Source organism: Streptococcus cuniculi, assembly GCF_001921845.1.
Classification (GTDB): domain Bacteria; phylum Bacillota; class Bacilli; order Lactobacillales; family Streptococcaceae; genus Streptococcus; species Streptococcus cuniculi.
On sequence record NZ_MSJM01000013.1, the window covers coordinates 1 to 26,937 of the forward strand.

Genomic DNA, 26,937 nt, shown 5'->3' on the forward strand with positions numbered 1-26,937 from the left:
TAGGCTTGAACACCTTTATTGTATCGCGTTTGGAGATTTTTTGTATAACAGTCGATGCGCACCCGCATAGCGGGTGGTTGATTTGTCTCGCACCTATCGGAGCGAGACTGGGCTTAAAGCCACATAAATCAGGAGTGGGAAAACGAAATCTTCAAAAAAGCTCGTCTTCCCACTCCCAGACTTAACTCCGAAAGGCATCGACCAAGACTTGAAATTCTTCGTTGGAGAGGGTGATGCCCTTGCCCATCTTGCTATGATCTGGGCTCCATGTCCGAATGTCATACTTGGCAGGTGCGCCATTGAAGCTGACCCGATTCAATTCCTTGGTCCAGCCTTTTTCGTTTTCGGATAAAACGAGTAACTTTTCTTCGATTTCAAATGTAAATTCTGCCATTTTGCTCCTCCTCTTATACTCTATTCGTAAAAACTTGTCTTTTTTGGAACTTTCCGCTATGATAATTGTATCAATCTTTGGAGTATTTTGCCATGAAAAAGTTTCTGTCCATTCTCTTGTATCACCTCAATGTCTTTTTGGGCAATCAACAGCCTGTTAGAGAAACGCACGATGAGGAATTTGCACCCTATCTTGATATGATCGAGCTGGCTCTCTATAAAAAAGCGGCGATTCACGTCATCTACGCTGGCAAGAGCTTCACGGGCGAGATTGTCAAATTTGACCCCGACAAAGATCGGATGATTGTCAAAAATTTCAAGAAAAATGTGACTAGCATTATCCCCTTGAGCGATATTCAGCGGATTTCCCTTGTACCAGAGAGTGTCCGAAAATCTCAACAATAAATAAAGCAAACACCTGATGCCCAAACATCAGGTATTTTTTATATTAAGCACGAATCGTCAAGGACTGGCCATCTTCTTGGTAAAGATTGATGAGACCTGACTTGCAGGCACGTACCATGTCCCCAGGATAGACTTCCTGCGGTAGGCGAATGGTCAAGAGTTCCATCGGGCGGTTGGCACGTTCGATTGGTAGACCATCTGAATCGCGTAAGTCGGTAATCCTTGTCTCAAAGTGGCGGAAACCTGGGCCGTAAAACTCCACCTCGTCTCCTTCGTTGATGACGTTGCGTTGACGAATGGTGGCGGTCATGGTTGCCTTGTCAAAGGCTACGACTTCGGCGATGAATTTGTATTCCGGAATCTTGCGGCGGGCTCCGAACAATTGCTCATTTTCAGTCGGTGGATTGTAGTAGAAACCTGTTGCCAACTCACGTTGGGCAACCTTCCATAGCTCGTCAATCAAGTCCTGCTTAATCGCTTCAAATTTCTCGGGACTTTCCAAGTAAGCATCCACCGCAGCCTTGTAACAGTTGGTTACGGTTGATACGTAGTGGACAGACTTCATCCGACCTTCAATTTTCAGGCTGTCAACCCCATTTTCAATCATGTCTGGAATATGGTCAATCATACACATATCGACTGCTGACATGGAAAATTCTTCAGGAACTTGACCCTTGATACTTCTGCGTTCTTCCCCAAATGGCAAATCGTAGAGATTGTATTTCCAACGGCAGGACTGTGAACAGCCACCACGGTTGGCATCACGGTTACTCATGTGGTTGGACAAGACGCAGCGCCCTGAATAGGAAATACACATGGCCCCATGCACAAAGGCTTCAATCTCAACGCTGGTCCGCTTGCGGATTTCTGCCAATTCTTCCATGGTGACTTCACGCGCAAGTACGACCCGTGTCAAGCCCAGTTCTTTCCAAAACTCAAAGGTTTCATAGTTGGTAGAAGAAGCCTGGGTAGACAAATGAATTTCAAGCCCTGGTGCTTCTGTCGCACAAATCACGATCAAGGCAGGGTCAGAGACAATCACCGCATCGAGCCCCATGTCCCGCAATTCGCGGAACCATGCTCCTGCTCCCACTTCATTGCCCTCGTGTGTGACCATGTTGGCCGCTACATAGACCTTGGCACCACGGGCATGGGCGTATTCAATCCCCTCTTTCATCTCCTCCATCGAGAAATTTCCAGCCCGACTACGCAAACCGTAGGCCTGACCACCAACGAAAACGGCATCTGCGCCGTAATCGACAGCTACTTTTAGTTTTTCCAAGGTTCCAGCAGGTGACAAGACCTCTGGACGTTTTAATGTTCTCTGTGTCATATTGTTTCCTATTTTACCTTATCTCTATCGTATTCGTAGAAGCCTGTATCCAGTCCTCGTTCTTTGGGATGCAATTTACGGACTTGTTCGTCCAATAAAAAGGCTCTGTCGTAAGTCAATTCTCCTGCCTCTGCCAAATCTCTGGCCTCGACAAAGAGCTTGGCAATCTCAACGAAATTCTGCCCCGGACAGTAAATCCCATCCAGTTTCCAATGATGATAACCATGTTCAAGCAGCTCGTTTAATTTCGTCATCATATCAATATCATTATTGATAAAGATATGGGTGCCATGCTTGTCTTCGTAAATCGAATAATGGCTGTCTGGATCACTCGGTTCTGCTAAGAACAACCCACGCTGGCGCGACAAATCCGTTTCATCTGCCTTTGTAAAATTGTAATAATTCTGCAAGAGCGTCCGCTTTGAATGATGAATCACAGACGCACCGTAGACCAATATTTCCGCTGGAATTTCCAGATTTTTAGCAATATCAAACAATTCTTCAGACGGAATTTCCCTTGCTAGGACGGCACCAACTGCACCGTGGTCTTTCCAGAAGTTAATCTGACGGCTCGAGGTGACAAAGACAGAGGTGTCATAAATCAGCTTAAAATGATAACCATCCCGCTTGTTGATGTAAAAAATCCCCGTATCACCGACCACCAAGTAATCCACCTGAATTTCCTTCATCAATTCCATAAAGGGCTGAATGTTGTCCATCATGTCTTGGTGCATCAGGGCGTTGGCTGCAACGGTTAATTCTTTACCCGCTTCATGCGTCAGGCGCGCAATTTCGCGCAATTCATCATAGGTAAAGGAGTGCGGAATCCGCAAGGCATGATCCTCTTCTCCCACATAAATACGGTCCACTCCCGCTTCTAATAGTTGTTTGACTTGTTCAATACTTTCAGCAGTTGCTGTAATCACAATTTTTTCCATAACTTTAATTATAGCACAAACTATCGCATTCCTCAGTAGTTGCCCTGATTTTAATGTTCAGACTTTTCTCATTTTTTTGTAATGAAAATGTAACAATTCTGTTACAGAAAACTAGCATTGTTATGGTAATCTTAATAGGCACAAAGGAGACGATATGGCACTTAGACAATATCGGCCTGACCATTACCAGTATGACGAGTCTATCCCGAAAGAGAAACAACAGGCCACCTATCAAGCATATCACGTAACCGATCCAGCTAGAGAACGAATCAAGGAATTTTTCTTCTTTTTAAACATCGCTATTTTTAGTGTGATTACGGTGATTGCTACTTACATTTATCTTTCAAACGGCGTTCCTATCTTTTTGGCCTTTATCTTGGCCATTCTAACAGGACTAGTCGGATTAAAACTCGTTCAATTGTTCATCAAGAAAAAACTATATAAATCAAAAAACAGAACCACAGCCAAAAAATAAGCAAGGTTCTGTTTTTTTGCGGGAGATAAGATGACCAAATATAGTCGTTTCGTTTTCATTTATTAAAAAGGTGCTTTTATGATGCTTTTCTTAGGTGGTGCGGACTGTAGCGAATTCTGCGGAGTAAAATAATCCAGTGGATTATTTTAGCCCGAGCCTAGAAACTAGAGAGCGAGGTCTACGAAATCGAACTCTTACGAGTTACCGATTTCTGTCCCACTCCCTACTTTTACCACAGCGAAAAGTATCTGATGAGGCTCGCTCCGCTCGCGAAAATCGGCAAATCGAATGTTACGTTAGCAGGGCTTTTGAACTTGTTTAAATAGTTCTTGGGTTTGTCTATGTTCTAAAAAAAATCCGCAGATGCGGATTTTTTTAGTCTTCTTCTACTACTGGCAAGTCGATTTCGATATCTTCTGTTGTGACTGCTAATTCCTCTGGAGCTGCTGCCGAATGTGGCAAGGTTCTAGCCTTTTCTTTGATTGACTCCACCAAGTCTCCTGTACTGAGCTGTTGCTCGGCAATTTTTTCTTTGATTTGCTCAAATTTTTCAAGGGATTGCGCTTTGACCAATTGGGCTTTTTCTTTACCCGATTGAACCAAATCATCTACTGTCAACTCGCCTGTCTCCAATTGTCCCTTGACTGTTTCGTATTTGTCAACGGCTTGCTGCCCCAAATCTTGGGCTTTTTGAATCAATTCAGCATTGATTTCTTCATGATTTTCTTGGTAATCTTTGGCAAAGTTGACCACTTTCTTTTTGACTGCTTGACCTGTCTTCGTTGCAAGAAATGCTGCGGCTGCGGCTCCACCTGCTGCACCTAATAGAATGCTTGTAAAAATACTAGACTTTTTCACCATGTTTTGCTCCCTTCTTTCCTAAAATGGAAGATAATTTACTCATTGCTGCCAAGGCTCCACCTGCTTTGACTGTACGTTGACCTGCTGAACGTGCTTTAACTGTCAAGTCACGGGCAGAAGTGTTGAGGTCTGACACCGATTCTGACAAATCAGCAACTGCTACAAATAGTGGATCCAAGGTTGCGACCTTACCATTCACATCTTCTACGAGAACATTGGTCTTGGCCAACAGTTCATTGGTCTGGTAGAGGGTCACATTGACATCACTCGTCAATAGATTTAAACTGTGCTGGGCTTCATCCACCACATTGGATACTTTTTTTAATAAAAGAATAATGTAAACTGCGACAGCAGCAAGTGCTACTGCGATAATAAAAACAGATAGTTCAATCAGCATAAAAATCTCCTTTTCTTAAGCCTGATAGTAAGGGAGGTCTTTCCTACGGCGATAGATTCCTAGGACAAGAGCCAGAATAATCAAGAGGGCAGACAGCCATTGCGAGACGCGTAAGCCGAAGAACATCAAGCTGTCCGTCCGCATTCCTTCGATAACAAAGCGTCCCACTCCATACCAGATAAGGTAAAAGAGGGTAATCTCACCCTGCTTGAGGAGCCTCTTGCGTCTGCGTAAAATACAGATGAGGACAAAGCCACAGAGATTCCACAAGGATTCGTATAAGAAAGTCGGAATGCGATAGCTGCCATCAATATACATTTGATTCCGAATAAAGGCTGGCAGGTAATCAAGGCTTTTGACACTAGCCCCATAGGCCTCTTGGTTGAAGAAATTTCCCCAGCGCCCAATGGATTGAGCAATCAAGACAGATGGTGCTGCCACATCGAGAAAATCCCAGGTCTCAATAAAGCGATGGCGGGTAAAGAGGACGAGGGTCAAAAATCCTGCCAACAGACCACCATAAATGGCGATACCGCCTTCCCAAATGGCAAAGATGGATAGCAAGTTATCCTTGTAGAGGTCCCATGAAAAGATGACATAGTAGATTCTCGCACCAAGAATGGCTAGGGGAAAAGCAATTAAGATAAAATCTACAATATCTTCAGATAAAATCTTTTTCCGAGGTGCTTCTTTGGAAGCCAGAAAGACTGCAAGAATCACTCCTGTCATGATACACAAGGCATACCAACGAATTTCTAGCGGGCCTAATTTTACAGCAATTGGATCAATCATCGGCTACTCCTTATTGCTTTCAATTAATCTACCTAGGCGTTTTTCAAATTCCTTGGTCGCATCAAAGCCCATTTGTTTGGAACGATAGTTCATGGCTGCTGCTTCAATAACGACAGAGATATTGCGCCCTGTTTTTACTGGAATGCGGATTTGCGGAATGGTAATTCCTGCAATTTCAATCGCATCACCACCATTACCCAAGCGGTCAAAGACCTTGCCTGTTTCATAATTTTCAAGGTAAATCGCAAGCTGGACTTCAGATGATTCCTTGACAGCGCTCGCTCCGTAGAGGCTCATAATATCAATGATTCCTACCCCACGGATTTCGAGCAAGTGTCGGAGGATTTCAGCTGGTTCTCCCCAGAGGGTCACATCGTCCTTGGCATAGACATCGACACGATCATCTGCGACGATGCGGTGTCCACGCTTGACCAATTCAAGACCCGTCTCACTCTTACCGATTCCTGAATCTCCTTGAATCAAGACCCCCATCCCATAGATGTCCATTAACACGCCGTGAACGCTGGTACGCTTTGCAAGGCGAGAATCCAAGTAGGACGATAATTCACCTGCCAAACGGCTGGTTGCCGTCTGGCTTTGGAAGACCGCAATCCCCTTTTCTTTCGCCGCCTGAAACATCTCCTCTGGAATGTCCAAGCCGCGCGCAACAATGACAACCGGGGTTTCAGGCTGAAACATTCTCCGCAATACCTGATAACGGTTGTGAGACGTCATCGCCATCAAGTAAGACCATTCCTTCATACCCATTAGCTGGATTCGCTCGGGAGCATAATAGTCAAAATACCCTGTCATCTCAAGACCCGGACGCGTAATGTCTGATGTGGTAATCTCTTTTTCCAGTAACGCTTCTGTGCTGTAGGCACTGCTTACACGCACATTGTCAATCAAATCTTTGACAAAAACTGCCATATCATACCTCTCTACTCTATAAAAATCAACATCTGACGAGCTTCCACAATGTAGAATGGTGGAAGGTGGGAGATAGTGCTAGCAAAGCTAGCCACCTCTAAACCGAAGGTAGTTGAAATAGTTGATAACTATTTCAAGCTGGAAATAAGAAAAGTATCTACTTTTCTCAGAAGTTCAGCAAGGTGAGTTAACAACGTCAGATTTTGATTTTTGATGAGTATCATTTCTTTACAGACTATTATACCACAAGATAAGAGGAGAAACAAAAAAGAGGCTGGGACAAAAGTCCCTTGCCTCGTTACGTTTCATAGGTTTAACAGTTTGGCGTATATCAATAGTCAGGGGAGTGACTATTGATACCCGAGCCTACAAACCCGAAAGCGAGGCTTGTCTGGTTTGTAAAACGTTGATAAATCAACATTCTATTAGAAGAGGCTAGCGAACAATTCTTCGCTAGCCTTATTTCCAACCTTCCACAATTTTTGATTGTGAAAGCTAGTCAACTTGCGGATATCAACAGTCAGGGGAGTGACTGTTGATACCCGAGCCTAGAAATGAGAAAGCGAAGACAACGAAATCGAACTCTTGCGAGTTACCGATTTCTGTCCCACTCCCTACTCTTATTTATAAATTTTCTCGGCGTCTTTTATCTTACGAGGGCCTGTACCGTAACGCTCTGCGTAGACATCTTCTTTAAAGGGAAGTAAGACAGCAGCGAGGATATAGGCTGCAATAGCCAGTAAGCCGATACGACCAAACAAGCAGATGATGGCAAAGATGATTCGTGTTAGGCTTAGCTCCCAATGGAAGCGACTGGCAAGTCCTGCTAACACGCCAGAGACGAGCTTGTTATGGCGCTGTTTATAAAATCCGAATGGCATGTTGTACTCCTTTCACGATAATCGGGCTGGTCACTGTTTTGATATGAAGGTGGAGGAGATTATCTCCTTTCTTCTCACAAAAATAGGGACTGGTCTTCTTTTTCTTATTGATCACAAGCTGACCAACTGAACTCTCTACCTTGCCACGCAAGCCTTGATGTTTGGGAACTTGTAGATAAATCGGCGCTTCGACGAGTTGTAAGAAGAGGTGCTGAGACATGTGATTCATGGCGGTAATGCGGATATCCTGTTGTTTTTTATCCGTCGCACTATGAATGGATACATCTTCAAATGGAAGATAGTCTAATCTCGCATCTGCTCTTCCCAACTCTAAATTCAAAATCGACATCCACTGATCTGGTAGGGAAACCGTCATCTGACAAGGAAGATTGGAAGCAAAATGCAACCCTTTATTTTCAACATAAATCTGAGGTAAAAAGGCTTGATTGGTCTGTTGAGGGTAGACAAGCTGAATCTGGACTTGGTCTGCTTTGTTTTTCACAAAGGCCAGTTTGCCTTCTGACACGCTAATAAAGAGGGATTCAATGTCCGAAAAGGCATAGTCTTGCTTTAGCTTGGATGAAGAAAAAATTTTCAGGCTCGGAAGTGTAAAACTCAAACGTGGCTTTTCTTCCTCGACCAAAAAGTCTGGCTCCTCATCAAACTCTAAAAAGCAGGCACGTGCTTCTTCTTTTGTCAGAACACCTTTTTCATATAATTCTATCAATCGTTTTTGTGGTTCTCGTGCCATGTTCTCACCTCGATTCTCTTCTATTATACCACAGACAAGGCAAAAGAAATCAGCCCAAGGACTGATTTCTTTCATCAACTAATGTCAGTAAGCCACGACACCTGCCACAGCGGTATTTAGCGGTATTGACGCGCCGTTTTCGGGGATAGACTTGACCACACTGCTGGCAGCGATAGAGATACGAAATAGCATCAGGCAGAGCAAGCGGTGGCGCATAACGCACTCCATCGACTGCCTGTAACAATTCCTTGAAATCCCTGTCCTTGTGGCGATAGCCTTTTTTCTCAAAATAGAGATGATAATGGCAGAGTTCGTGGCGGACAATCTTGCGAAACAAGTCTTGGTCTGCTTCATAGTAGCGGGGATTGAAGTCCAAATGTCCGTCCTTGGGAAAGAAGCGACCACCCGTTGTTTTTAACCGACGATTCCAGTAGGCCTCGTGGCGAAATTCTTTTCCAAAATCCTCACGGGAAACTTTGCGCACATAGTCAGTTAGATTCATGAGGCGGCACCAAGCTGAGATTGACTTTTTCACGAACCGTGTCCAATTTGTAGACCCAGACTGTTACCAAATCTCCAACAGAAACGACTTGACTTGGGTGTTTGATAAAGTTTTTGCTCATGTTAGAGATGTGAATCAAACCGTCTTCGTGAATACCGATATCCACAAAGGCACCGAAGTCGACGACATTGCGAACCACGCCTTCTAATTTCTGACCGATTTCCAAATCTTTGAAATCAAGGACATCTTGACGAAGAACAGGTGCTGCAAAATCATCCCGCAAATCCCGACCTGGCTTGAGCAAGTCGGCCAAAATATCTTTCAAGGTTTCCTTACCAAGGCCAAGCTCTACAGCCATTTCCGTCACTTTCACCGCCTTTAACTTTTCATGGGCTAGATCATCTAATTGCTCAATCCCTAACAAGTCAAAGAGTTTTTGCACGGCTGGATAGGACTCTGGGTGAACCCCTGTATTGTCCAGGAAATTGCTGGCTTCAGGAATCCGCAAGAAACCTGCCGCCTGCTCAAAGGCCTTGTCACCCAGACGGGGAACTTTTTTCAGCTCGGCTCGTGAGGTTAAGGCTCCGTGTTCTTCCCGATATTTGACGATATTTTCAGAAATGGTCTTGTTGAGACCAGCCACATGCGCCAACAGTGCTGGACTGGCTGTATTGATATTGACCCCGACCTGATTGACCACTGTATCGACTACGAAGTCGAGACTTTCAGACAATTTTTTCTGGTTGACATCGTGCTGGTATTGACCGACACCGATTGATTTAGGATCAATCTTGACCAACTCCGCAAGCGGATCTTGCAAGCGCCGAGCAATGGAGATGGCCGAGCGTTTTTCAACGGTCAACTCTGGAAATTCATGCCGCGCTAATTCAGAAGCCGAATAGACCGATGCCCCGCTTTCATTGACAATCACGTAGCGGACATCTGGAAAATCTTGGAGCACTTCTGCCACAAAACTCTCCGACTCGCGGCTAGCTGTTCCATTTCCGATGGCGATAATTTCAATGCCGTATTGGCCAATCAAGGCTGTCAAGTCTTCTTTTGCTTGTGCAATTTGTGCCTGAGAAGCTGGCTTGACGGGATAAATCACTTGCGTTGTCAAGAGTTTGCCAGTCTGATCGACCACCGCTAACTTGGCACCAGTCCGAAAGGCTGGGTCAAATCCCAAGACCATCTTGCCTTTTAACGGCGGCACGAGAAGAAGGTTGCGGAGGTTGTCTGAAAAAAGCGCAATTGCCCCTTCTTCGGCCGTTTCTGTCAATTCTGTCCGAATGCGGCGCTCCATGGCAGGCAAGATTTTCTTCTTAACCGCTTGGCTGATGGCCTCTGTAATGTAGGCATTTTTCTGCGGGAAACGCACTTCAAAAAAGCGAAGAATTTTCTCGAGATTGTGCTCAAATGAGACTTTTAAGGCACCTAGTTTTTCCCCACGGTTGAGGGCGAGCGTCCGATACCCTTGCATATTCGCCACTTTTTCAGAAAAATCATAGTACATCTGAAAAACTTGCTTTTCATCAGCTTCTTGGTCTTTTAATTGAGACTGGAGGCTGGAATATTGCAAGACCTCATGATAGGTCCAAGCCCGCAATTTCACATCTTCTGAAATGGCCTCCACCAAAATATCGACTGCACCGGCTAGACAGGCTTCTGCCGTTTCAAAACCTTCGCAGATGAAGGAAGTAGCCTGCGTCTCCAAGTCTGAGACATTTTGTAAAATGAGACGTGCCAAGGGAAAAAGTCCTGCTTCACGTGCAATGGTCGCCTTGGTTCTACGCTTTTCCTTGTAAGGCAGGTAGAGCTCTTCCACATCAGCTAGTTTCTCTGCTTCTGAAATGGCCTTGCGCAGCGCATCGGTTAATTTTCCCTGCTCCTCAATCTTGGCCAAAACCGTTGCCTTACGCTCTGCAAGAGCTGTCAGGGACTTATCCAAGTCGATGATAGACTTGATGACCACTTCATCGAGATTCCCCGTCATTTCCTTACGGTAGCGAGCGATAAAGGGAATGGTATTGCCCTCTGCTGTCAGGGTCAAAATCGTTTCAATTTGCTTTACAGTTACACCCAAATCTTGGGCAATTTTCAAATATTTTTCTTCCATAACTTTTATTATATCACGGATGTTGGAAAGAAAAAAGCACCTAACGGTGCTATGTCCTTCCTATGATGACCTTATTTTGTAAAATCAATCCTCTGGGCCAATCGGTCAATGACCAGAGAACCTACGATGAGGGAGGCAAATTCTCCCACGGCAGTCGTAAACCAAGTCGCTAGGAAAGGACTTTGGTACAAAACATATAATTCAATGGCAATGGTAAACATGGTGAATGAGAAGAAAAGTGAAAAGTAGACAAATGCCTTGTTCAAAACGCCATTAAACAGATATTCATCTTGATACTTCTTGAAGAAATAAACGCCTAGGGCTACAAAGACGAGGGTTGAACCTCCACCGACAAATACGTCAATCACTCCAAATCCAATGAAGTTGGAAATCATGCAGCCAATCGTCACCGCTACGAGGTACTTACGATTGTAAAAGGCTAGAAAATTCAGCATTTCTGACAAACGGAACTGATACGCTCCGTAGGAAATCGCATTGAGGGGTGGTGTCACAGTTAACACCACGTAGAGTGCCGCAACCAAGGCAATATGTGCCATGTCGCGAACCGTCCATTTTGTTTGATTCATATAACTCTCCTTTGGCGGCTAAACCGCGTGTAATATGCTTGGCTAAAGGAAGGAAGTGCCAAGGGTTGTGCAGATGTGAAGCCGTGAAAAAACCGAACGAAAAATAGGGGATTGGCCGAAGAATCTACGATTCAAGGACGAGACATCCCTAAAGGGAGCCAAATCTGTGGGCAGCTAAAGCTGTAACACCTTTGTCTCTTTTTTCCGAGGTTTTAGGCTGAACTCAATTCCTCAAGATGTGAAGCCGTGAAAAAACGCGTCCCCCTTTTGAGAGCCGTCAGGACTTCTCATATTCACAACGTTTCTAGTATAGCACAATCTGGGGGAATATGGTAGACTAAGGGTATGAAAAAGTATATAAAAGCATTTTTTGATAATGAGATTCTCTCTTATTTATTTTTTGGAGTGGCAACGACCTTGGTCTATATTCTCACGAGGACCAGTCTTTTCTTGGTCATTTCGCATATTCTAACCGTTGTATTTATTGCCAACTGCATCGCTATTTTATTTGCCTTTGTCACCAATGACCAAGTCGTCTTTAAGCAAGAATGGGCGGGCTGGCCTGGCCGCCTGCTAAAATTTATCTCCGCAAGGATGGCGACCTTGTTGCTTGATATGCTACTGGCTTACGTTCTTGTCGATGCCTTTCCACAGTTGATTGGGCAGTTCGTTAACCAAGACCCTGCAAGCATCAACGCTATCGCAACCCTCATCTCGCAGGTCCTTGTTATCGTGCTGAATTATGTCCTTAGTAAATTGTTCATCTTTCAAAACAAGAAAGAAAACTCCTAAAATTTAGGAGTTCTTTTTGTCATTATTTTTTAAAAAGCGTGCTTTGATGCGCTGTATAATCGATGCAATATCCCCTGGTCTGGTGTCAAATTCTTCTACTTGTAAACTTTGTACGGTGGCATTCAAGACTGCTCCGATAATTAGGATATTAGCCACAAAGATAAACCAGAGCATGAGAACCAAAATAACCACCGAGGTCACAAGGCGAAAGTCTAGAAAGCGATTGGCATAGGAATCAATGTAGATACCAAACAGTTGGCCCACCGTCGCCATTACCGCTAGGACAAAGAAGGAGCCCGGAAAAACATAGCGGATTTTTTTGATGCGGACATTCGGAAGAAAAAAATAGAGCATGACCAGAGCCAGAAAGAGGGCGATGTAGGCAACCAGTTGGGTCTGATCAATCAGATTATCAAATAGGGGATCAAAATGAAACTTGGTAGACAGTAATTGGAGCAAGGTCTTACCGAATGCCAACATCATCACGCTAAAGATGATAATCCCTTGGAGACCAATGCCTAGAAACATGCCGACTGCCCGACTGATGATGAAATCGCGATGCTGATCAACACCATACGCCTTATTGACGGCCTTTTGAAGAGCTGCCATACTTTTTGAAAGCGTCCAGAGTGTCGTCACAATGGCAATTCCTAACCAAGACGATGACGGACGTGTCAAGATACTAACGACCATATCCGCTGCTGTCGGATAGAGTTTTTCAGGAAAAACCTCCGCCAAGACCTCTAAAATTTGATTGACATCAATCTGTAAATAGGGCAAGAGATTGGCTAGGGTCAATAAAATCGGAAAAACCGAGATAATTAGGTAGTAAGCCACTGCCACCCCTGTCAAATCAAGTTCAGCCGATTGGTAAAAGTCTAAAAAGGAGGTGACAAATGACCTGCAATTGCTCCAGAGCTTCTTTCTGTTCATTGTTCCTCCTTTTTCAATCAGACTAATAAGTCCCTTCTTCTCCTTGACTGGTCAAGATTACTGGACCATCTTTGGTGATGACAAATTGGTGTTCGTATTGGCAAGACAAGCCGCCGTCTAAGGTTTTATGCGCCCAACCTGTCTTTTCATCGGTATCGATTTCCCATGTGCCTGTGTTAATCATTGGCTCAATGGTCAAGACCATTCCCTCACGCAAGCGAAGTCCTCGACCTGCACGACCGTAGTGAGGCACCATTGGCTCCTCGTGCATGGTTGGTCCAACACCGTGACCGACCAAATCACGTACCACACCGTAGCCCTTGCTTTCAGCGTATTCTTGGATAGCTGCGCCAATATCTCCGATACGGTTGCCGACACGCGCTTTTTCAATTCCTCGGTAAAGGCATTCCTTGGTCACATCCATGAGGTCTTTGACTTCTTGGCTCACCTGACCAACGGCATAGGCCCAACAAGAATCAGCTACCCCACCTGTGTAGGGCTCGGTATATTTTTTCATCAGTGCTACATTGTTAAAATCTAGCTTTGAAACATCTAAGACTGCCTTGTCAATCGGTTCACTCAAGACCATATCAACCTTGAGCAAGTCCCCTTCTTTTAAGATGTAATGACGTGGAAAGGCATGTGCCACCTCATCATTTAAGCCGCAACAGGTAGCATAGGGATAGTCCATTAAATGACCGTCAACACCAATCTGCAAGGGAAGAACATTTTCTTCCTTACAGCGTCTGCGAACGTACTCTTCCACTTCCCATAGATCAAGCCCCGGCTTAATCAGGTCACGGAGTCCAATATGAATGCTGGCAAGAATATCTCCTGCCCGATTCATGGCATCAATTTCTCTTTGTGATTTAATTGTAATCATTTCATTCCTCTTCTAATTTGTTTATACTATCATGCAAATAACTGAAACTCTACATACTCACGCATTTTGTGACTGTAGCGGTCACTCCCCTTGTACTGGCGAATCTTTTGAAAACCTGCTTTTTCTGCCACACGCTGACTGCCCCGATTTTCTACGTGGGTCACGATGCGCAGTCTTTTAAAACCGACATGGTCAAATCCTAGATATACAAGGGTTTTCAGGGCTTCTGTCATGAGACCTTGGCCCCAGAAATCTCGATGCAGAAAATAGCCGATTTCTGCTTCTCTTTCTCGTTCGTCGATACTTTCAAAACGAATGCAGCCAATCATCTGACCCGTTTCCTTGTCCTCCATGGCCCAAATGCCTAAGGGAGAGCGCATAAAGGTATGCACCAACAAGTCGGTCGTCTCCTCAATGGTCATTCTACTAGGCATGATATAGGTTGTATTGTCAGGATTCGAAAGAATCACGTGCAAGTCCTTACAATCCTCATAGCAAAAGGGGCGGAGCAAGAGGCGGTCTGTTTCAAAGCTAGCATACTGCGCTAAGGGTTCCCAAATTGTCATTTTCTGTCCTTACTAAAAAGTGAGCAGGCTAATCGTCCACCATGTCTTCGATTGTCCTTGCTCACTTACCTGTTAAGAGGCTACTCAGCTCCATCAATGAGCTCAATATCTGCTCCTAAATCTTTTAATTTCTCAATGATATTTGAATATCCTCGGAGAATAAATTCAATGTTTGTAATTTCAGTTTGACCTTCAGCCATCAATCCTGCAATGACCATAGCTGCCCCTGCACGCAAGTCAGTCGCTTTGACATGCGTACCATTGAGCTTGCTTGGTCCTTGGTAGCTGATGCGGCTACCCAATACACGAATATCTGCTCCCATATTGGCCAATTCTTGCACATGACCGACACGTTTTTCATAGATGGTATCTGTAATAGTACCTGTTCCTTCTGCCTTGAGCAATAGTGGCGTAATCGGTTGTTGCAAATCCGTCGCAAAGCCTGGATAAGGAGACGTTTTCACGCTGACAGCTTTCAACTTGTCCTGCTTTTCAACAAAGATGCTGTCTTCTGACACCGTCATGCGAACACCCATGGCTTCTAATTTGGCAATGAAACCTTCCAAATGTTCATAGAGGACATTGTCGATTCGAATGCCTTCACCAACAGCGGCGGCAAGGGCGATGTAGGTCCCTGCTTCAATGCGGTCTGGAATGACCTGATGGCGGGTGCCGTGCAGTTTGTCCACACCCTCGATGGTAATCACTTCTGTTCCCGCACCGCGGACATGGGCTCCCATATTGTTCAAGAGCGTTGCTACATCAATGATTTCTGGTTCACGAGCGGCATTTTCAATCACGGTACGGCCTTTTGCCTTAACAGCAGCAAGCATGGTATTGATGGTTGCACCAACGCTGACTGTATCCATGAAAATATGCGCTCCGTGGATGCGTTTGCCATTGGTAGACAGGTGCATATTCTGCCCTTCATAGGTCATGGTTGCGCCCATGGCTTCAAAGGCTTTCAAATGCAAATCAATCGGACGCGGTCCTAGGTCACAACCTCCTGGCAAGCCCACGATGGCTTGACCAAAACGACCTAGCAAAGAACCGTAGAAATAATACGATGCACGTAGGCTATTGATTTTCCCAAAAGGCATAGGCATGTCTTTGACACCACGAGGATCAATTTCCAAAGAATCTCCACTACGCTTAACCGTAGCTCCCATGGTCTCCATGATGTCAATCAAGCTGTCAACATCAGAAATGTCAGGTACCCCGTCTAAACTTACAATGCCATCTGCTAAAATAATTGCTGGAATCAGAGCTACAACTGAATTTTTAGCTCCGCTGATGGTCACACTCCCTTTCAACGGACGACCACCATTGATCACAATTTTTCTCATACAATTCAAATCTCTTTCTCAAATTCGCCAAAATAGGCATACAGTTTATTGTATCATATATCGAACTAAATAGCTAGTTTTTCAGTTTGGAGAATGAGAAAGAGTCAACCAAATGATTTGGGGATAAGGGACTCTACTATACCAACCACTCTTTTTGAATGCCGTACTCGTCCAAGATTTGTTCCATTCGGTCAAAATGCAGACGAAAATGCTTTTGGAAGTGGCCGTCTGAACCAATGGAATAGCGCCTGCAGCCCATTTCCTTCAAGATAGAGAGGGCATAGTGATAGAGCGCCTCATTGTCATACAAGTACATGGACTTGCTATTTAGCTCAAAAGCCAAGTGATGGTCCAGCATCTTTTGAAAGAGGGAGCGTAGATTAGGCTCAAACTCACGCAATTCGTCAACAGTAAGGGATAATTTCCTAAAACCATAGTCAAAATGAGCAAGCACATCCGCTGGAATGGCTTCAATCGCCTTTTCTATCTCTTTCAAGTAGGACACGATGTGCTCTTTTCGATCGAGGGATAAGACCTCATCTTCCAAGTAATCAAAGCAGCCATTGTGGTGGACAGATAAGAGTTTTAAGTCAAAATCCTTGCCCTCTAAATAAGCCAAAGTATCTGCTTCTCGTGGGGCATAATAACCAATTTCAATGCCCTTTTTAATCCGATTGCCATACTGCCGATTCAAGCGTTCAATCTGCTCACTGTAAGCCTGATAATCTGGCACATCATCACGAGGACCACCTAGATAGGGATTGGACAAGTCAAAATGTTCTGTCGTCACAATCTCTCCCTCATAAATCGCTAAATAATCCTCAAATCGTGCCTCCGTATCATATGAAAAATACGTATGTAAATGATTATCCCGCATGATGTTCTCCCTTATTGCAAATCTACACCATATCGTCTAGGTAAGCAAGTATTCCCAGACCATAGTAGAGGTGCTTTCATTAGTTTCAGTATATCATATTTAGGAGAAAAAGAGGAAGCGATACAGACAAAATCTCAAGGCTAGCCCTTTTTAGGCTTGCAATCAACGGGTACACCCTTCATGCGAGCTCCTGTTTCAATTTTAAAAAAAGAGACTGGGAATTTCTATCCCTGCCTCCTTTCTAGTCTGCTAAGCTATTTTTCAACGCTTCAACCTTGTCCAAACGCTCCCACGGTAGGTCAATATCTGTTCGGCCCATGTGACCGTAGGCTGCTGTTTGCCGGTAAATTGGTCGTTTCAAATCAAGCATTTGGATAATGCCTGCTGGACGCAGGTCAAACAATTCCCGAACCGCTGCTTCAAGACGACTTTCAGCAACGGTACTTGTACCAAAGGTATCAATCCGCACAGATACAGGCTGCGCCACCCCAATTGCGTAAGCCAGCTGCACTTCTGCTTTCTTTGCAAGCCCTGCTGCTACGATATTTTTAGCAATGTAGCGAGCTGCGTAAGAGGCTGAACGATCGACCTTGGTCGCATCCTTCCCAGAAAAAGCACCACCACCGTGGCGAGCATATCCGCCGTAGGTGTCCACAATGATTTTACGACCGGTCAAACCCGAATCACCTTGCGGTCCACCGATGACGAATCGACCCGTTGGATTGATGAAATACTTGGTCTTGTCATCGAGGTATTTGGCTGGAATCACTGCTTGAATGACTTGCTCAATGACGTCTTTACGAATCGTATCTTGACTCACTTCTGGATTATGCTGGGTCGAAATCACCACCGTATCCACGCGCAAGGGTTGGTCTTTTTCATCGTACTCGACCGTGACCTGACTTTTTGCATCTGGACGCAGATAGGAAATGACACCCGATTTCCGCAAGTCTGCTAATTTTTTCACCAATTGGTGGCTAAGTGAAATCGGTAGCGGCATCAATTCAGGCGTTTCATCCACCGCAAAACCAAACATCAACCCTTGGTCACCAGCCCCAATCTTATCTAATGGATCTTGTTCTTCGTTGCCACGCACTTCCAAGGCTTCATTAACCCCTTGGGCAATATCAGGTGATTGCTCGACCAAGGACGGATGTACCCCCACCGTTTCAGCTGAAAACCCATACTCCGTATTGGTGTAGCCAATCTCTGCAATCGTATCACGCACAAGGCGGTTGATATCAACATAAGCCGTCGTTGAGATTTCTCCAAATACATGCACAGAGCCTGTATAGACAGCCGTTTCAGCTGCTACATGGGCCTCACTATCCTGCTCCAAAATCGCATCCAAAATCGCATCGGAAATCTGATCCGCAATCTTATCCGGATGCCCTTCAGATACCGATTCAGAAGTGAAAAGTTTACGTTCTGACATCTTCATGTCCCCCTTTAAATAAAAATGATACTAGAAAAACCAGTTCCTGTTCGCCACAACACTGTTACCAAGTTACGACGTTTTCCTCAAGCGAACGATATTTTCGCTGGGAAAAGCTAGTAAGTCGCTTAGCTTCAAAGGTCTGGGAGACCTTTGAAGGTCGGAAATAAGGCTAACAAAGTTAGCTACTTCACAACCGTAGAAAAAAGTGCGACGTAAGGAGCCGTTTTTCTTAGTTCAGTTACGAAGATTGGGAAAGGGATTCGATAATAAGACCTTTCACAATCTAGTAAGTTGGCTAGCTTCAAAGGTCTGGGAGACCTTTGAAGGTCGGAAATAAGACTAACAAAGTTAGTTGACCCTACTGCCGTACAATGACGTGTAGCTTCGCTACCGACATTGTTGCCAAGTTACGACGTTTTCCCCAAGCGAACGATATTTTCGCTTGGGGGAAACTAGTAAGTCGCTTAGCTTCAAAGGTCTGGGAGACCTTTGAAGGTCGGAAATAAGGCTAACAAAGTTAGCTACTTCACATCCATAGCGGCAACCGTAGAAAAAAGTGCGACGCAAGGAGCCGTTTTTCTTAGTTCAGTTACGAAGATTGGGAAAGGGATTCGATAATAAGACCTTTCACAATCTAGTAAGTTGGCTAGGCAGACCGCCTGATAGCGGCAACCGTAGAAAAAAGTGCGACGTAAGGAGCCGTTTTTCTTAGTTCAGTTACGAAGATTGGGAAAGGGATTCGATAATAAGACCTTTCCCAGTCTAGTAAGTTGGCTAGCTTCAAAGGTCTGGAAGACCTTTGAAGGTCGGAAATAAGACTAACGAAGTTAGTTGACCCTACTGCCGTACAATGACGTGTAGCTTCGCTACCGACATTGTTGCCAAGTTAAAAGTTACAAAGCACCGACTACTCCATTTTCTTGAGCAATCGCCTTTTCGGGACTCATAACCCCTCTAGTATACCACGTTTGGAAAGAAATTTCAGATTTTTTCAAATCCTTTTTGTATTTCATACGAAAAGAAACTGGACTTGAGCCCAGCTTCAGATTGAAGAAAAAGTTTTTTGTAATCCTGTTCTTAGGTAGTGCAGACGCTAGCGACTTCCTGCGGCATTCCATACCTAAATGTTGAGTTAGCTAAACTTTTTAACTTGTTTAAATAGATCTTGGGTTAGTCTACGTTCTGAAACCAAACTCAAGCCCAACTTTTTATTGTTTATTTTTCCTTTAATACACGTTGGAGACTTTTCCATAGACCTAAATCATCTGTCTGTAAAATCAGACTAGAGTAGATTTTTCCAATATACCAGATACTGCCCGCTGTTGTGCCTAGCAAAATGAAGAGCGATAGCAAGCCTTCAAGGTTTGAAGCCTCTTCATGAATGAGACGAATCGGCATGAAAAATGGTGAGAAGAATGGGATATAGGATCCAATGGTCAGTAAGATGTTCTCCCCCTTCACTCCCAAGGTCACGCTCATCATCATAGCCACAACGACAAGTAAGACAATAGGCTGAACCGCCTTATTGACATCTTCCACGCGCGTTACTAAAGCTCCACAGGCCGCTGATAATACAATGTAGAAAATCAAGCCTAGTAGCATGAAGAAGACCGTATAAACAGTCGAAGGTTGGAACAAGAGAGCTATCATTTCTTGGTGTTGATCCAAGAACATCTGAACAAGCGGAATCCGACCAGCAACCAAGTAGGCAAGCAGGAAGCCAACGACATAAATCAAAATATGGGTCAAGACCACCGCCATAATTCCCAACATGCGTCCGTAGAAGTAATTGGACGCACGGACGCTGGAGAAGATGACTTCCATGATTTTAGTGCCTTTTTCATTGGCAATATCCTGCGCTGTTGTGGTTGAGTAGACCATAAGCAACATGTAGAGAGCAAAGGAGAGAATAAAGACGAGACCTGACTGAATGGTCTGAAGCAGTTCTGTATCTTTTTTAATCACCTCATCGTAGATGATTTCTTGGGATAAGATTTTTTCTTGATCTTCGGTCAGTTGCGCTTCTTCTCGGTTCAAATCTGCCTGCAAACTTTTGAGACGAGCAAGAACATCTTCCTTGGCAAATCGATCCATGCTCTCCTTACCATGGTAGGCCGCATAGACTTGATGCTCCTTAACATCTAGTATGAGGTAGCCGTCGATGTCTCCTTCGTCTACTGCTTTTTGGGCAGCGTTTTGGTCTTTATAGTCAAAGTTATATTTATCTTCTTCCAATACTTGTTTGATTTCAGGACTGGCCGAGACAACTGGTACAGGATCTGAAGAAAATTGCGACATACCGACGATCACACCCATTCCTGCAGAAAAGCCTAAAAAGAGAAAGGGACTCAAGACCATAAATAAGAAACTCCATGATTTCACATGACGGAAATAGGTTTCTTTCATGACAATACTCATTTGTTTCATAGGGCTACTCCTGATTCTAACTTGAAGATTTCATCAATCGTTGGGGCTTGCTGGTCAAAGGTGGCCACGTATTGTCCCTGAGTAAGAAGGTCAAATAGGGCAGGGCCTGCCGCCTCATCATCTATCACCAAACGCCATGTACCTTTCTTGGTACGGCTGGCCTTGACCACATGAGGCAGAGCTTCTAATTCTTCCTGCGATTTATCGCTAGCAACAAAGATGCGTGTCTTGCCATAGCTGTTGCGAACGTCCTCAATCGTGCCTGATACGACCACTTCCCCATCACGAATCATCAAAATATCGTCACAGAGTTCTTCCACATTGGTCATGACGTGGTCTGAGAAAATAATGGTCGCTCCGCGCTTTTTCTCTTCAAAAATGACTTGCTTCAGCAGTTCGGTATTGACAGGATCAAGACCGCTGAAAGGCTCATCTAGGATAATCAAATCTGGCTGGTGCATGAGGGTAATCATCAACTGGATTTTCTGCTGATTTCCTTTAGAGAGGCTCTTGATTTTATCTGTCGGGTTGCCCTTGACCTGCAACTTAGCCATCCACAGCGGCAATTGTTCTTTGATATAGGAGGTGGACAGGCCTTTCAAGCTAGCTAGGTAATGAACCTGATTATAGACCGTTAATTTGGGCATCAAGCTGCGTTCTTCTGGTAGATACCCAATTTTCTCGTAGGTTTGCTGAGAAATCGCCTCTCCGTCTAAGCGAATCTCTCCCTCATAGTCTAAGAAATTTAATATGCTATGGAAAATCGTTGTTTTCCCTGCACCATTTTTCCCGACGAGCCCGACAATCCGCCCTTTTCCTGCTTGGAAATCAATCCCGTGTAAAACAGCTTTTTTCCCAAAACTTTTCTTTAGCCCTGATACTTCTAGCATAGAAGCCCTCCTTTTCTAAGACATAACGCTCTGTAAGCATTTCCAAAATAATACATCTATTATACTCCTATATTCAATAAAAATCAAAATGATAGTGAATTGAATATGGGTTGGGCCATCGTTCAGTCGTTTTGATGAACGCCAATGAACGCCAGTTCTATCTGCAACTCCTTGCCTTATCCTATTCCTTTCTCAACCCACTATAGTTTTGATACTTTCGTAAGTAGTGCGGACGCAAGCAACCTCCTCTTACAACTTTTAACACTCCCCCAGACTGTTGAAGTCTTGGGAGTTTCATTGCTAATTTTTGAGCCTAAGGTCTCAAAAATCCCGTTCTTAGCAACAACTTCACTGTTGCTAAGAATTTCACTTACTACGAAAGTATCGTTATAGGCTCGCTCCGCTCGCTCTTTTTTTCTATTAAAGAGTCACTAGCGTCAGATAAAATAGCTATTTTAAATAAGTTTTACCATGAACTCAAATCCAATCCGTTTGGCTAATCGCCTCTTTCACTTTTTCAATCGGTAGCTGAACCAGTTCACATTGTTTTTCCTGATAGAGATATTTGGCGTAATCGTCTATGCGGTATTCATTGATATAGACCACGCGCTTGCAGCCTACTTGAAGGAGCTGCTTGGAGCAGTTAAGGCAGGGAAAATGCGTCACATAGGCGGTAAAGCCTTTTGGAATCCCCCGCTCAGCCCCTTGTAAAATAGCATTGACCTCGGCATGAAGCGTCCGTACACAATGACCGTCCACCACCAGACACTCCTGCTCCAAACAATGTTCGGTGCCTGAGACAGAGCCGTTATAGCCCGTCGCCACAACCTTATTGTCCTTGACCAAGACCGCACCGACCTTTGCCCGTTTACAGGTCGCCCGATTGGCAATCAAGAGGGCCTGCGCTGCAAAATACTCATCCCATGCTAAACGTTTTTCTGACATTTTCTATTCTCCTCGTAGGTATTTTCCTTATTATACCACGTTTTTTCGTCCTTAGGAGTCAAGTCTCGTTTTTTCAACTCGGTTTCTCTTCACTTGAAGCTCGACTTAAGAAAAGGGAGTAGGACAGAAATCGGTAACTCGTAAGAGTTCGATTTCGTTGTCCTCGCTTTCTCATTTCTAGGCTCGGGTATTGACAGTCACTCCCCTGACTGTCAAAACCCCGCAAGATTGACTTGCTTCCACAATCGAGAATTGTGGAAGGTTGGAAATAAGGCTAGCGAAGAATCGTTCGCTAGCCTCTTCTAATAGAATCTTGATTTATCAACGTTTTACAAACCAGACAAGCCTCGCTTTTCTATTTCTAGGCTCAGGTATCAATAGTCACTCCCCTGACTATTGATATGCGTCAAACTGTTAAAACTATGTAACGTAACGAGGTAAGAGACTTTTGTCTCAGCCTCTTGTTTACGGTTTTATCGTTTCGGTCTCTCGTTCGCCTGCTACTTGCTGCAAGATTGTCTTTAGTTGAGAAACGGTTGTCGTTACTGCTTCTTCATGGTTTGACTTCGTCACCGACAGAGGATAGATGACAGCTCCTACGATGAGTGAATCATCAAAGTTGCCCGTATCTTCTAAGCGATAAAAGGTAATTTTAGCAACATTATTCTCTGGCTTTTCCTCATAACCGACTTTCCACTCCTGATCACCAATGGAAATACTGGTCTCTTGGATAAAGTGCTGGCCATCTGCTTTCAGGCGTTGCGCCAACTCATCTTTTTTCATGACTTCGCCACCTGAGAGCGGTGAAGTCAGATAGGCGTCTAGGGTATACAGTTGAACACCAAATGTTAATCCCCCTTCAAGGGCTCTATAGGTATAATCTGTCGGTCGTGTCTCCTGGTTGACATGGTCGAGCTGCCAAACTTCCGGCACTTGATAGAGACGATAGGAGACTTCTTCTTCTGCGCTATCTCCCAATCCTACGGTCTTCACCACACCATTTGTAGCAGAATAGAGTTTTGCTTGCTCTTTCTTGGTCTGAATGGTAAGAGGTTGCGCCTCCGCAAGTTTCTGAAAGTCAATCGCGCCTGTCGCTGATTGACTACTGGCTTCTGTGCTTGTCTCGGTTACAGGAGGTGTCGCCACCGATTTTTCCTTTGCTCCACAAGCTGACAAGCAGAGCAATGCTACAAATCCTACAAGATAAACCCTCTTTTTCATATCCTTATCCTTTCACCTTACTTAGCTTCGTACCACGTTTTGCCTGCATTTTCATCTGCAATCAATGGGACGGAAAGAGAAATGGCTGCTTCCATGACTTCTTTGACCATGGAGCGAATCGTGTCTAATTCATCATTTGGGACTTCAAGGACGATTTCGTCATGCACCTGCAAGAGCATGCGTGTCCGCAATCCTGCTTCTGTCATCGCCTTATCAAGGTTAATCATGGCAACTTTCAGCACATCTGCTGCCGACCCTTGAATCGGTGAATTGATGGCCGTCCGCTCGGCGAAATTACGCACATTGAAATTGCGTGAGTTGATGTCAGGAAGTTCCCGACGACGGTGGTAAATGGTCTCTACATAGCCCTTATCACGCGCTTCACGGACAATGCTTTCCATATAGTTCTTGATGCCTGGGAAACGTTCAAAATAGGTATCAATATAGGTTTTCGCTTCTTTTCGACTAATGCCCAGGTTGTTGGACAAGCCGAAGTCTGAAATACCATAGACCACACCAAAGTTGACCGCCTTGGCGTTGCGGCGATCATTTGCCGTCACATCTTCTGGCTTTTCAATACCAAAGACCCGCATGGCCGTTGAGGTATGGATATCTGCCCCCTGACGAAAGGCTTCAATCAGGTGCTCATCCTGCGAAATATGCGCCAAAATCCGCAACTCAATCTGCGAATAGTCTGAACTGAGCAGGACGCTGTCTTCCCACTCTGGAACAAAGGCCTTGCGAATCAAGCGCCCTTGCTCTAGCCGCACAGGGATATTTTGCAGGTTGGGGTCTGTACTAGACAGGCGACCTGTTTGGGTCAAATCTTGCACGTAGCGGGTATGGATTTTCCCGTCTTCCATAATCGCATCCTGCAAGCCAATCACGTAGGTAGACTGCAGTTTGGTAATCTGACGATACTCGAGAATCTTGGAAACAATCGGTGCAATCGGAGCTAAGCGCTCTAGGACATCAACTGCGGTTGAATAGCCCGTCTTGGTCTTTTTGGTAAATTCAAGCGGTAAGCCCATTTTCTCAAAGAGAATAATGCCTAGCTGCTTAGGTGAATTGATGTTAAATTCTTCCCCAGCCAACTCATAAATGTCCTGTGTCAACTGCTCGATTAAAACATCGTTTTCAGCCTGCATGGCTTTTAAGGTTTCAGCCTCCACCTTAATCCCTGTCATTTCCATCTTGGCAAGAACATTGGCAAGTGGCAACTCCATCTCAAAAAGCAGGTCTGATTGCTGATGTTCCGCTAATTTGGTCCGCATGACAGCCTCCGTCTCAACGAGGACAGCGAGTTTATTGGCCAAGTGTTGATAAAGCACTTCTTGGTCAGGAAGAGCACGTTTGGCTCCCTTGCCATAGACCACCTCGTCAGCATCCAAACTGTGCTGACCATAAAGAGTGGCGATGGTTGCAATCTCATTGTCTTCAACGGTGGTCAGAAGATATTTCGCCAAGCGACTATCAAAGGTCGCAAGCCCTAGGTCAATCCCGTAGTGGGAAAGAAGGACCTTGCTACGCTTGAAATCATAGGTCTTAATGGCTCTTGTGGCAAGAAAATCACGCAAAATGTCCTGCGATAGTAGTTCTTCTCCTCCCACGTAAATCTGCTCTTCATCCCCCCACGCAAGACCGATAATTGGCTCTTTGTGGTAATTGTCCCCAAAGATTTCAAAGTAGAAGAACTGATTTTCATGGAGCATGTCTGCTTCAATCTTCTCAACCGTCAGAAAGTCATTTTTTACAGCAGTCGGTGCAGTTGCTTCACTTCCTAGCTGGGCACGAAGCACCTTGAAGCCCATATCCTCGTAAAAACGCGCTAGTTGCTCTACATCTGGCCCCTGATAGACAATATCATCTAAGCCAATGGTAATCGGCGCCTCTGTATCAATCGTTGCGAGCGTCCGTGAGAGAAAGGCCTGCTCCTTGTCCTGCATCAGATTGTCCTTCATCTTGGACGCTTTCATGCCATCAATATGCTCGTAAATACCATCGAGTGAGCCGTATTCGGTCAGGAGTTTAAGACCTGTCTTCTCCCCGATTTTGGTCACACCAGGGATATTGTCCGACTTGTCTCCCATGAGAGCCTTGAGGTCAATGAACTGGGTCGGTGTGATGCCCATTTTTTCCATGAGATAGGCTGGGGTGAATTCTTCAAATTCTGCAACCCCCTTCTTAGAAATCTCAACGACTGTATTTTCATCGGTCAACTGAATCAAATCCTTGTCACCGCTGACAATGGTGACATCAAAGGGCACCTCTGTCCGCTCTGCCATTTTATCCAGCGTCCCGATAATGTCGTCTGCCTCGTAGCATTCTAAATCATAGTGGCGAATGCCCATGACCTCAAGCATCTGGCGAATGAAGGGAAACTGCTCGCGGAACTCGTCTGGTGTCTTAGCGCGTCCTGCCTTATAGTCCTCGTACATCTCGGTGCGGAAAGTTGTTTTGCCCGCATCAAAAGCCACCAGCACATGGGTCGGCTGAATCCGCTTCATCATGTGGTCCAGCATGAGATGAAAGCCATAAATGGCATTGGTATGAAGCCCTGTCGGACTCTTAAAGCGATCAATTTGATTGTAGAGTGCAAAGAAGGCACGAAAGGCTACCGATGAGCCGTCTATTAGTAATAATCTATTTTTATCCATGTCCTTATTATATCATATCTAGGGCTATTTGATGCTTGATAAGGATAAAGAAAAACTAGCTCTATCAAATAGAACTAGTTTTTAGTCGGTGTTTATTTGCCACGTTTACCGTTACCACCTTTATGACGGCTGACATAAAGAGCAAGGATAATGCCTAATAAGAGCACGCCACCAACACTTGATAACATCGAAACTGTTTCACCAGTCTTCGGCAGGATTCGTTTGATGACCGAACGAATTCCTTTTGCATCTGATTTTGGTGTTGAGCTAGATGGAGGTGTTGAGCTAGATGGAGGTGTTGAGCTAGATGGAGGTGTTGAGCTAGATGGAGGTGTTGAGCTAGATGGAGGTGTTGGAAGGAGATGATTTTCTACCTGACCAAGATCAATGGTGGCACCATCTTCTGTCACGCTGACTTCAAGTGGCTTGTCTAATAAGGCATAGCCATCAAGGGTCTTGGTTTCGACAACTGTATAGTCGCCATAAGCTACATCTTTAAAGGTCAACATGCCCTCTTCATCGGTCACTTGTGTGTCGATAACCTTGTCTCCTTGACGGAGTTCAAAGGTTACACCTGCCAAGGCTTTCTTACTGGTTGCGT

The 26,937-nt window shown here is 44.7% G+C and carries 28 protein-coding genes and 1 riboswitch; of the genes, 4 read left to right on the top strand and 24 right to left on the bottom strand.

Features of this window, described 5'->3' with window-relative positions:
• Window positions 1-185 (top strand): hypothetical protein (locus tag BU202_RS10610; RefSeq protein ID WP_208604256.1); only part of this gene is annotated, 185 nt, incomplete at its 5' end.
• Here the strand turns inward: BU202_RS10610 and BU202_RS10040 are convergent.
• On the bottom strand, window positions 182-394 hold the full coding sequence (locus tag BU202_RS10040; protein ID WP_075105627.1) for a YdbC family protein: 213 nt from the start codon (window positions 392-394) through the stop codon (window positions 182-184). The two genes, BU202_RS10610 and BU202_RS10040, sit on opposite strands and share 4 nt — an antisense overlap.
• Window positions 395-486: 92 nt before the next feature.
• Here BU202_RS10040 and BU202_RS10045 point away from each other — a divergent pair, with 92 nt between their 5' ends.
• Complete coding sequence (locus BU202_RS10045) at window positions 487-798, top strand: LSm family protein (protein WP_075105628.1); 312 nt, start codon at window positions 487-489, stop codon at window positions 796-798.
• Between the two features lie 43 nt (window positions 799-841).
• Here BU202_RS10045 and BU202_RS10050 read toward each other — a convergent pair whose 3' ends face one another.
• Window positions 842-2,131, bottom strand: coding sequence for a peptidase U32 family protein (locus BU202_RS10050; RefSeq protein WP_075105629.1), 1,290 nt, complete (start codon window positions 2,129-2,131; stop codon window positions 842-844).
• 8 nt (window positions 2,132-2,139) lie between these two features.
• Complete coding sequence (locus BU202_RS10055; protein ID WP_075105630.1) at window positions 2,140-3,069, bottom strand: peptidase U32 family protein; 930 nt, start codon at window positions 3,067-3,069, stop codon at window positions 2,140-2,142.
• Between the two features lie 154 nt (window positions 3,070-3,223).
• Here BU202_RS10055 and BU202_RS10060 point away from each other — a divergent pair, with 154 nt between their 5' ends.
• Window positions 3,224-3,544, top strand: coding sequence for a DUF3270 domain-containing protein (locus tag BU202_RS10060; protein WP_075105631.1), 321 nt, complete (start codon window positions 3,224-3,226; stop codon window positions 3,542-3,544).
• 375 nt (window positions 3,545-3,919) lie between these two features.
• Here BU202_RS10060 and BU202_RS10065 read toward each other — a convergent pair whose 3' ends face one another.
• From BU202_RS10065 to BU202_RS10105, 9 genes are all read right to left on the bottom strand, one after another.
• On the bottom strand, window positions 3,920-4,405 hold the full coding sequence (locus tag BU202_RS10065) for a YtxH domain-containing protein (protein WP_075105632.1): 486 nt from the start codon (window positions 4,403-4,405) through the stop codon (window positions 3,920-3,922).
• Window positions 4,389-4,802 carry a DUF948 domain-containing protein gene (locus BU202_RS10070; RefSeq protein WP_075105633.1) on the bottom strand — a complete coding sequence of 138 codons (414 nt, stop codon included), beginning with the start codon at window positions 4,800-4,802 and terminating at the stop codon, window positions 4,389-4,391. Before BU202_RS10070 ends, BU202_RS10065 begins: the two co-directional genes overlap by 17 nt.
• A 15-nt stretch (window positions 4,803-4,817) precedes the next feature.
• A complete protein-coding gene (lgt, locus tag BU202_RS10075; RefSeq protein WP_075105634.1) occupies window positions 4,818-5,594 on the bottom strand; it encodes a prolipoprotein diacylglyceryl transferase in 777 nt (258 codons plus the stop codon).
• A 3-nt stretch (window positions 5,595-5,597) separates the two neighbouring features.
• Window positions 5,598-6,524 carry an HPr(Ser) kinase/phosphatase gene (hprK, locus tag BU202_RS10080; RefSeq protein WP_075105635.1) on the bottom strand — a complete coding sequence of 309 codons (927 nt, stop codon included), beginning with the start codon at window positions 6,522-6,524 and terminating at the stop codon, window positions 5,598-5,600.
• 620 nt (window positions 6,525-7,144) lie between these two features.
• Window positions 7,145-7,405 carry a PspC domain-containing protein gene (locus BU202_RS10085; protein WP_075105636.1) on the bottom strand — a complete coding sequence of 87 codons (261 nt, stop codon included), beginning with the start codon at window positions 7,403-7,405 and terminating at the stop codon, window positions 7,145-7,147.
• A complete protein-coding gene (locus tag BU202_RS10090) occupies window positions 7,386-8,156 on the bottom strand; it encodes a hypothetical protein (RefSeq protein ID WP_075105637.1) in 771 nt (256 codons plus the stop codon). The genes BU202_RS10085 and BU202_RS10090 overlap by 20 nt, the downstream gene beginning before the upstream one ends.
• A 49-nt stretch (window positions 8,157-8,205) precedes the next feature.
• The gene (locus tag BU202_RS10095; protein ID WP_075105638.1) at window positions 8,206-8,658 is read right to left on the bottom strand and encodes a SprT family protein; all 453 of its coding nucleotides are present in this window, start codon (window positions 8,656-8,658) and stop codon (window positions 8,206-8,208) included.
• Window positions 8,645-10,774 carry a Tex family protein gene (locus BU202_RS10100; protein WP_075105639.1) on the bottom strand — a complete coding sequence of 710 codons (2,130 nt, stop codon included), beginning with the start codon at window positions 10,772-10,774 and terminating at the stop codon, window positions 8,645-8,647. Before BU202_RS10100 ends, BU202_RS10095 begins: the two co-directional genes overlap by 14 nt.
• Before the next feature lie 71 nt (window positions 10,775-10,845).
• Window positions 10,846-11,361 carry a QueT transporter family protein gene (locus BU202_RS10105; protein ID WP_075105640.1) on the bottom strand — a complete coding sequence of 172 codons (516 nt, stop codon included), beginning with the start codon at window positions 11,359-11,361 and terminating at the stop codon, window positions 10,846-10,848.
• Window positions 11,359-11,472: riboswitch (PreQ1 riboswitch) on the bottom strand. Its footprint overlaps the gene before it by 3 nt.
• A 234-nt stretch (window positions 11,473-11,706) precedes the next feature.
• Here BU202_RS10105 and BU202_RS10110 point away from each other — a divergent pair.
• Window positions 11,707-12,153: a GtrA family protein gene (locus BU202_RS10110; protein WP_075105641.1), complete on the top strand. Its 447-nt coding sequence runs from the start codon at window positions 11,707-11,709 to the stop codon at window positions 12,151-12,153.
• 3 nt (window positions 12,154-12,156) lie between these two features.
• On the opposite strand, the gene BU202_RS10115 is transcribed toward BU202_RS10110, so the two are convergent.
• The 12 genes from BU202_RS10115 to BU202_RS10170 form a co-directional block, all read right to left on the bottom strand.
• The gene (locus BU202_RS10115) at window positions 12,157-13,086 is read right to left on the bottom strand and encodes a YihY/virulence factor BrkB family protein (RefSeq protein ID WP_075105642.1); all 930 of its coding nucleotides are present in this window, start codon (window positions 13,084-13,086) and stop codon (window positions 12,157-12,159) included.
• 22 nt (window positions 13,087-13,108) lie between these two features.
• On the bottom strand, window positions 13,109-13,969 hold the full coding sequence (locus BU202_RS10120; protein WP_075105643.1) for a methionyl aminopeptidase: 861 nt from the start codon (window positions 13,967-13,969) through the stop codon (window positions 13,109-13,111).
• A gap of 29 nt (window positions 13,970-13,998) precedes the next feature.
• On the bottom strand, window positions 13,999-14,535 hold the full coding sequence (locus BU202_RS10125) for a GNAT family N-acetyltransferase (RefSeq protein WP_075105644.1): 537 nt from the start codon (window positions 14,533-14,535) through the stop codon (window positions 13,999-14,001).
• Window positions 14,536-14,615: 80 nt separating this feature from the next.
• The gene (locus BU202_RS10130) at window positions 14,616-15,881 is read right to left on the bottom strand and encodes a UDP-N-acetylglucosamine 1-carboxyvinyltransferase (protein WP_075105645.1); all 1,266 of its coding nucleotides are present in this window, start codon (window positions 15,879-15,881) and stop codon (window positions 14,616-14,618) included.
• A gap of 136 nt (window positions 15,882-16,017) precedes the next feature.
• Window positions 16,018-16,758 (bottom strand): PHP domain-containing protein, encoded by a 741-nt coding sequence (locus BU202_RS10135; RefSeq protein ID WP_075105646.1) that lies wholly within the window; start codon window positions 16,756-16,758, stop codon window positions 16,018-16,020.
• 241 nt (window positions 16,759-16,999) lie between these two features.
• Entirely contained in the window at window positions 17,000-18,193 is a 1,194-nt protein-coding gene (metK, locus tag BU202_RS10140; RefSeq protein WP_075105647.1) for a methionine adenosyltransferase, read from the bottom strand.
• 1,218 nt (window positions 18,194-19,411) lie between these two features.
• Window positions 19,412-20,623, bottom strand: coding sequence for an ABC transporter permease (locus tag BU202_RS10145; protein WP_075105648.1), 1,212 nt, complete (start codon window positions 20,621-20,623; stop codon window positions 19,412-19,414).
• Window positions 20,620-21,513, bottom strand: a complete 894-nt coding sequence (locus tag BU202_RS10150) for an ABC transporter ATP-binding protein (RefSeq protein ID WP_075105649.1) — start codon at window positions 21,511-21,513, stop codon at window positions 20,620-20,622. The genes BU202_RS10145 and BU202_RS10150 overlap by 4 nt, the downstream gene beginning before the upstream one ends.
• Window positions 21,514-21,990: 477 nt before the next feature.
• A complete protein-coding gene (locus tag BU202_RS10155) occupies window positions 21,991-22,458 on the bottom strand; it encodes a deoxycytidylate deaminase (protein WP_075105650.1) in 468 nt (155 codons plus the stop codon).
• A gap of 465 nt (window positions 22,459-22,923) precedes the next feature.
• Entirely contained in the window at window positions 22,924-23,679 is a 756-nt protein-coding gene (locus tag BU202_RS10340) for a hypothetical protein (protein WP_083605797.1), read from the bottom strand.
• A 17-nt stretch (window positions 23,680-23,696) separates the two neighbouring features.
• Window positions 23,697-26,336 (bottom strand): DNA polymerase I, encoded by a 2,640-nt coding sequence (gene polA / locus BU202_RS10165; RefSeq protein WP_075105651.1) that lies wholly within the window; start codon window positions 26,334-26,336, stop codon window positions 23,697-23,699.
• A 92-nt stretch (window positions 26,337-26,428) separates the two neighbouring features.
• The coding region (locus BU202_RS10170) for a prealbumin-like fold domain-containing protein (RefSeq protein WP_142354781.1) at window positions 26,429-26,937 on the bottom strand (509 nt) is incomplete at its 5' end.

Bases quoted from the DNA above. Each gene is read 5' to 3' on its own strand.
- BU202_RS10040 (WP_075105627.1), bottom strand. From the start codon at position 394: ATGGCAGAATTTACATTTGAAATCGAAGAAAAGTTACTCGTTTTATCC.
- BU202_RS10045 (WP_075105628.1), top strand. From the start codon at position 487: ATGAAAAAGTTTCTGTCCATTCTCTTGTATCACCTCAATGTCTTTTTG.
- BU202_RS10050 (WP_075105629.1), bottom strand. From the start codon at position 2,131: ATGACACAGAGAACATTAAAACGTCCAGAGGTCTTGTCACCTGCTGGA.
- BU202_RS10055 (WP_075105630.1), bottom strand. From the start codon at position 3,069: ATGGAAAAAATTGTGATTACAGCAACTGCTGAAAGTATTGAACAAGTC.
- BU202_RS10060 (WP_075105631.1), top strand. From the start codon at position 3,224: ATGGCACTTAGACAATATCGGCCTGACCATTACCAGTATGACGAGTCT.
- BU202_RS10065 (WP_075105632.1), bottom strand. From the start codon at position 4,405: ATGGTGAAAAAGTCTAGTATTTTTACAAGCATTCTATTAGGTGCAGCA.
- BU202_RS10070 (WP_075105633.1), bottom strand. From the start codon at position 4,802: ATGCTGATTGAACTATCTGTTTTTATTATCGCAGTAGCACTTGCTGCT.
- lgt (WP_075105634.1), bottom strand. From the start codon at position 5,594: ATGATTGATCCAATTGCTGTAAAATTAGGCCCGCTAGAAATTCGTTGG.
- hprK (WP_075105635.1), bottom strand. From the start codon at position 6,524: ATGGCAGTTTTTGTCAAAGATTTGATTGACAATGTGCGTGTAAGCAGT.
- BU202_RS10085 (WP_075105636.1), bottom strand. From the start codon at position 7,405: ATGCCATTCGGATTTTATAAACAGCGCCATAACAAGCTCGTCTCTGGC.
- BU202_RS10090 (WP_075105637.1), bottom strand. From the start codon at position 8,156: ATGGCACGAGAACCACAAAAACGATTGATAGAATTATATGAAAAAGGT.
- BU202_RS10095 (WP_075105638.1), bottom strand. From the start codon at position 8,658: ATGAATCTAACTGACTATGTGCGCAAAGTTTCCCGTGAGGATTTTGGA.
- BU202_RS10100 (WP_075105639.1), bottom strand. From the start codon at position 10,774: ATGGAAGAAAAATATTTGAAAATTGCCCAAGATTTGGGTGTAACTGTA.
- BU202_RS10105 (WP_075105640.1), bottom strand. From the start codon at position 11,361: ATGAATCAAACAAAATGGACGGTTCGCGACATGGCACATATTGCCTTG.
- BU202_RS10110 (WP_075105641.1), top strand. From the start codon at position 11,707: ATGAAAAAGTATATAAAAGCATTTTTTGATAATGAGATTCTCTCTTAT.
- BU202_RS10115 (WP_075105642.1), bottom strand. From the start codon at position 13,086: ATGAACAGAAAGAAGCTCTGGAGCAATTGCAGGTCATTTGTCACCTCC.
- BU202_RS10120 (WP_075105643.1), bottom strand. From the start codon at position 13,969: ATGATTACAATTAAATCACAAAGAGAAATTGATGCCATGAATCGGGCA.
- BU202_RS10125 (WP_075105644.1), bottom strand. From the start codon at position 14,535: ATGACAATTTGGGAACCCTTAGCGCAGTATGCTAGCTTTGAAACAGAC.
- BU202_RS10130 (WP_075105645.1), bottom strand. From the start codon at position 15,881: ATGAGAAAAATTGTGATCAATGGTGGTCGTCCGTTGAAAGGGAGTGTG.
- BU202_RS10135 (WP_075105646.1), bottom strand. From the start codon at position 16,758: ATGCGGGATAATCATTTACATACGTATTTTTCATATGATACGGAGGCA.
- metK (WP_075105647.1), bottom strand. From the start codon at position 18,193: ATGTCAGAACGTAAACTTTTCACTTCTGAATCGGTATCTGAAGGGCAT.
- BU202_RS10145 (WP_075105648.1), bottom strand. From the start codon at position 20,623: ATGAAACAAATGAGTATTGTCATGAAAGAAACCTATTTCCGTCATGTG.
- BU202_RS10150 (WP_075105649.1), bottom strand. From the start codon at position 21,513: ATGCTAGAAGTATCAGGGCTAAAGAAAAGTTTTGGGAAAAAAGCTGTT.
- BU202_RS10155 (WP_075105650.1), bottom strand. From the start codon at position 22,458: ATGTCAGAAAAACGTTTAGCATGGGATGAGTATTTTGCAGCGCAGGCC.
- BU202_RS10340 (WP_083605797.1), bottom strand. From the start codon at position 23,679: ATGAAAAAGAGGGTTTATCTTGTAGGATTTGTAGCATTGCTCTGCTTG.
- polA (WP_075105651.1), bottom strand. From the start codon at position 26,336: ATGGATAAAAATAGATTATTACTAATAGACGGCTCATCGGTAGCCTTT.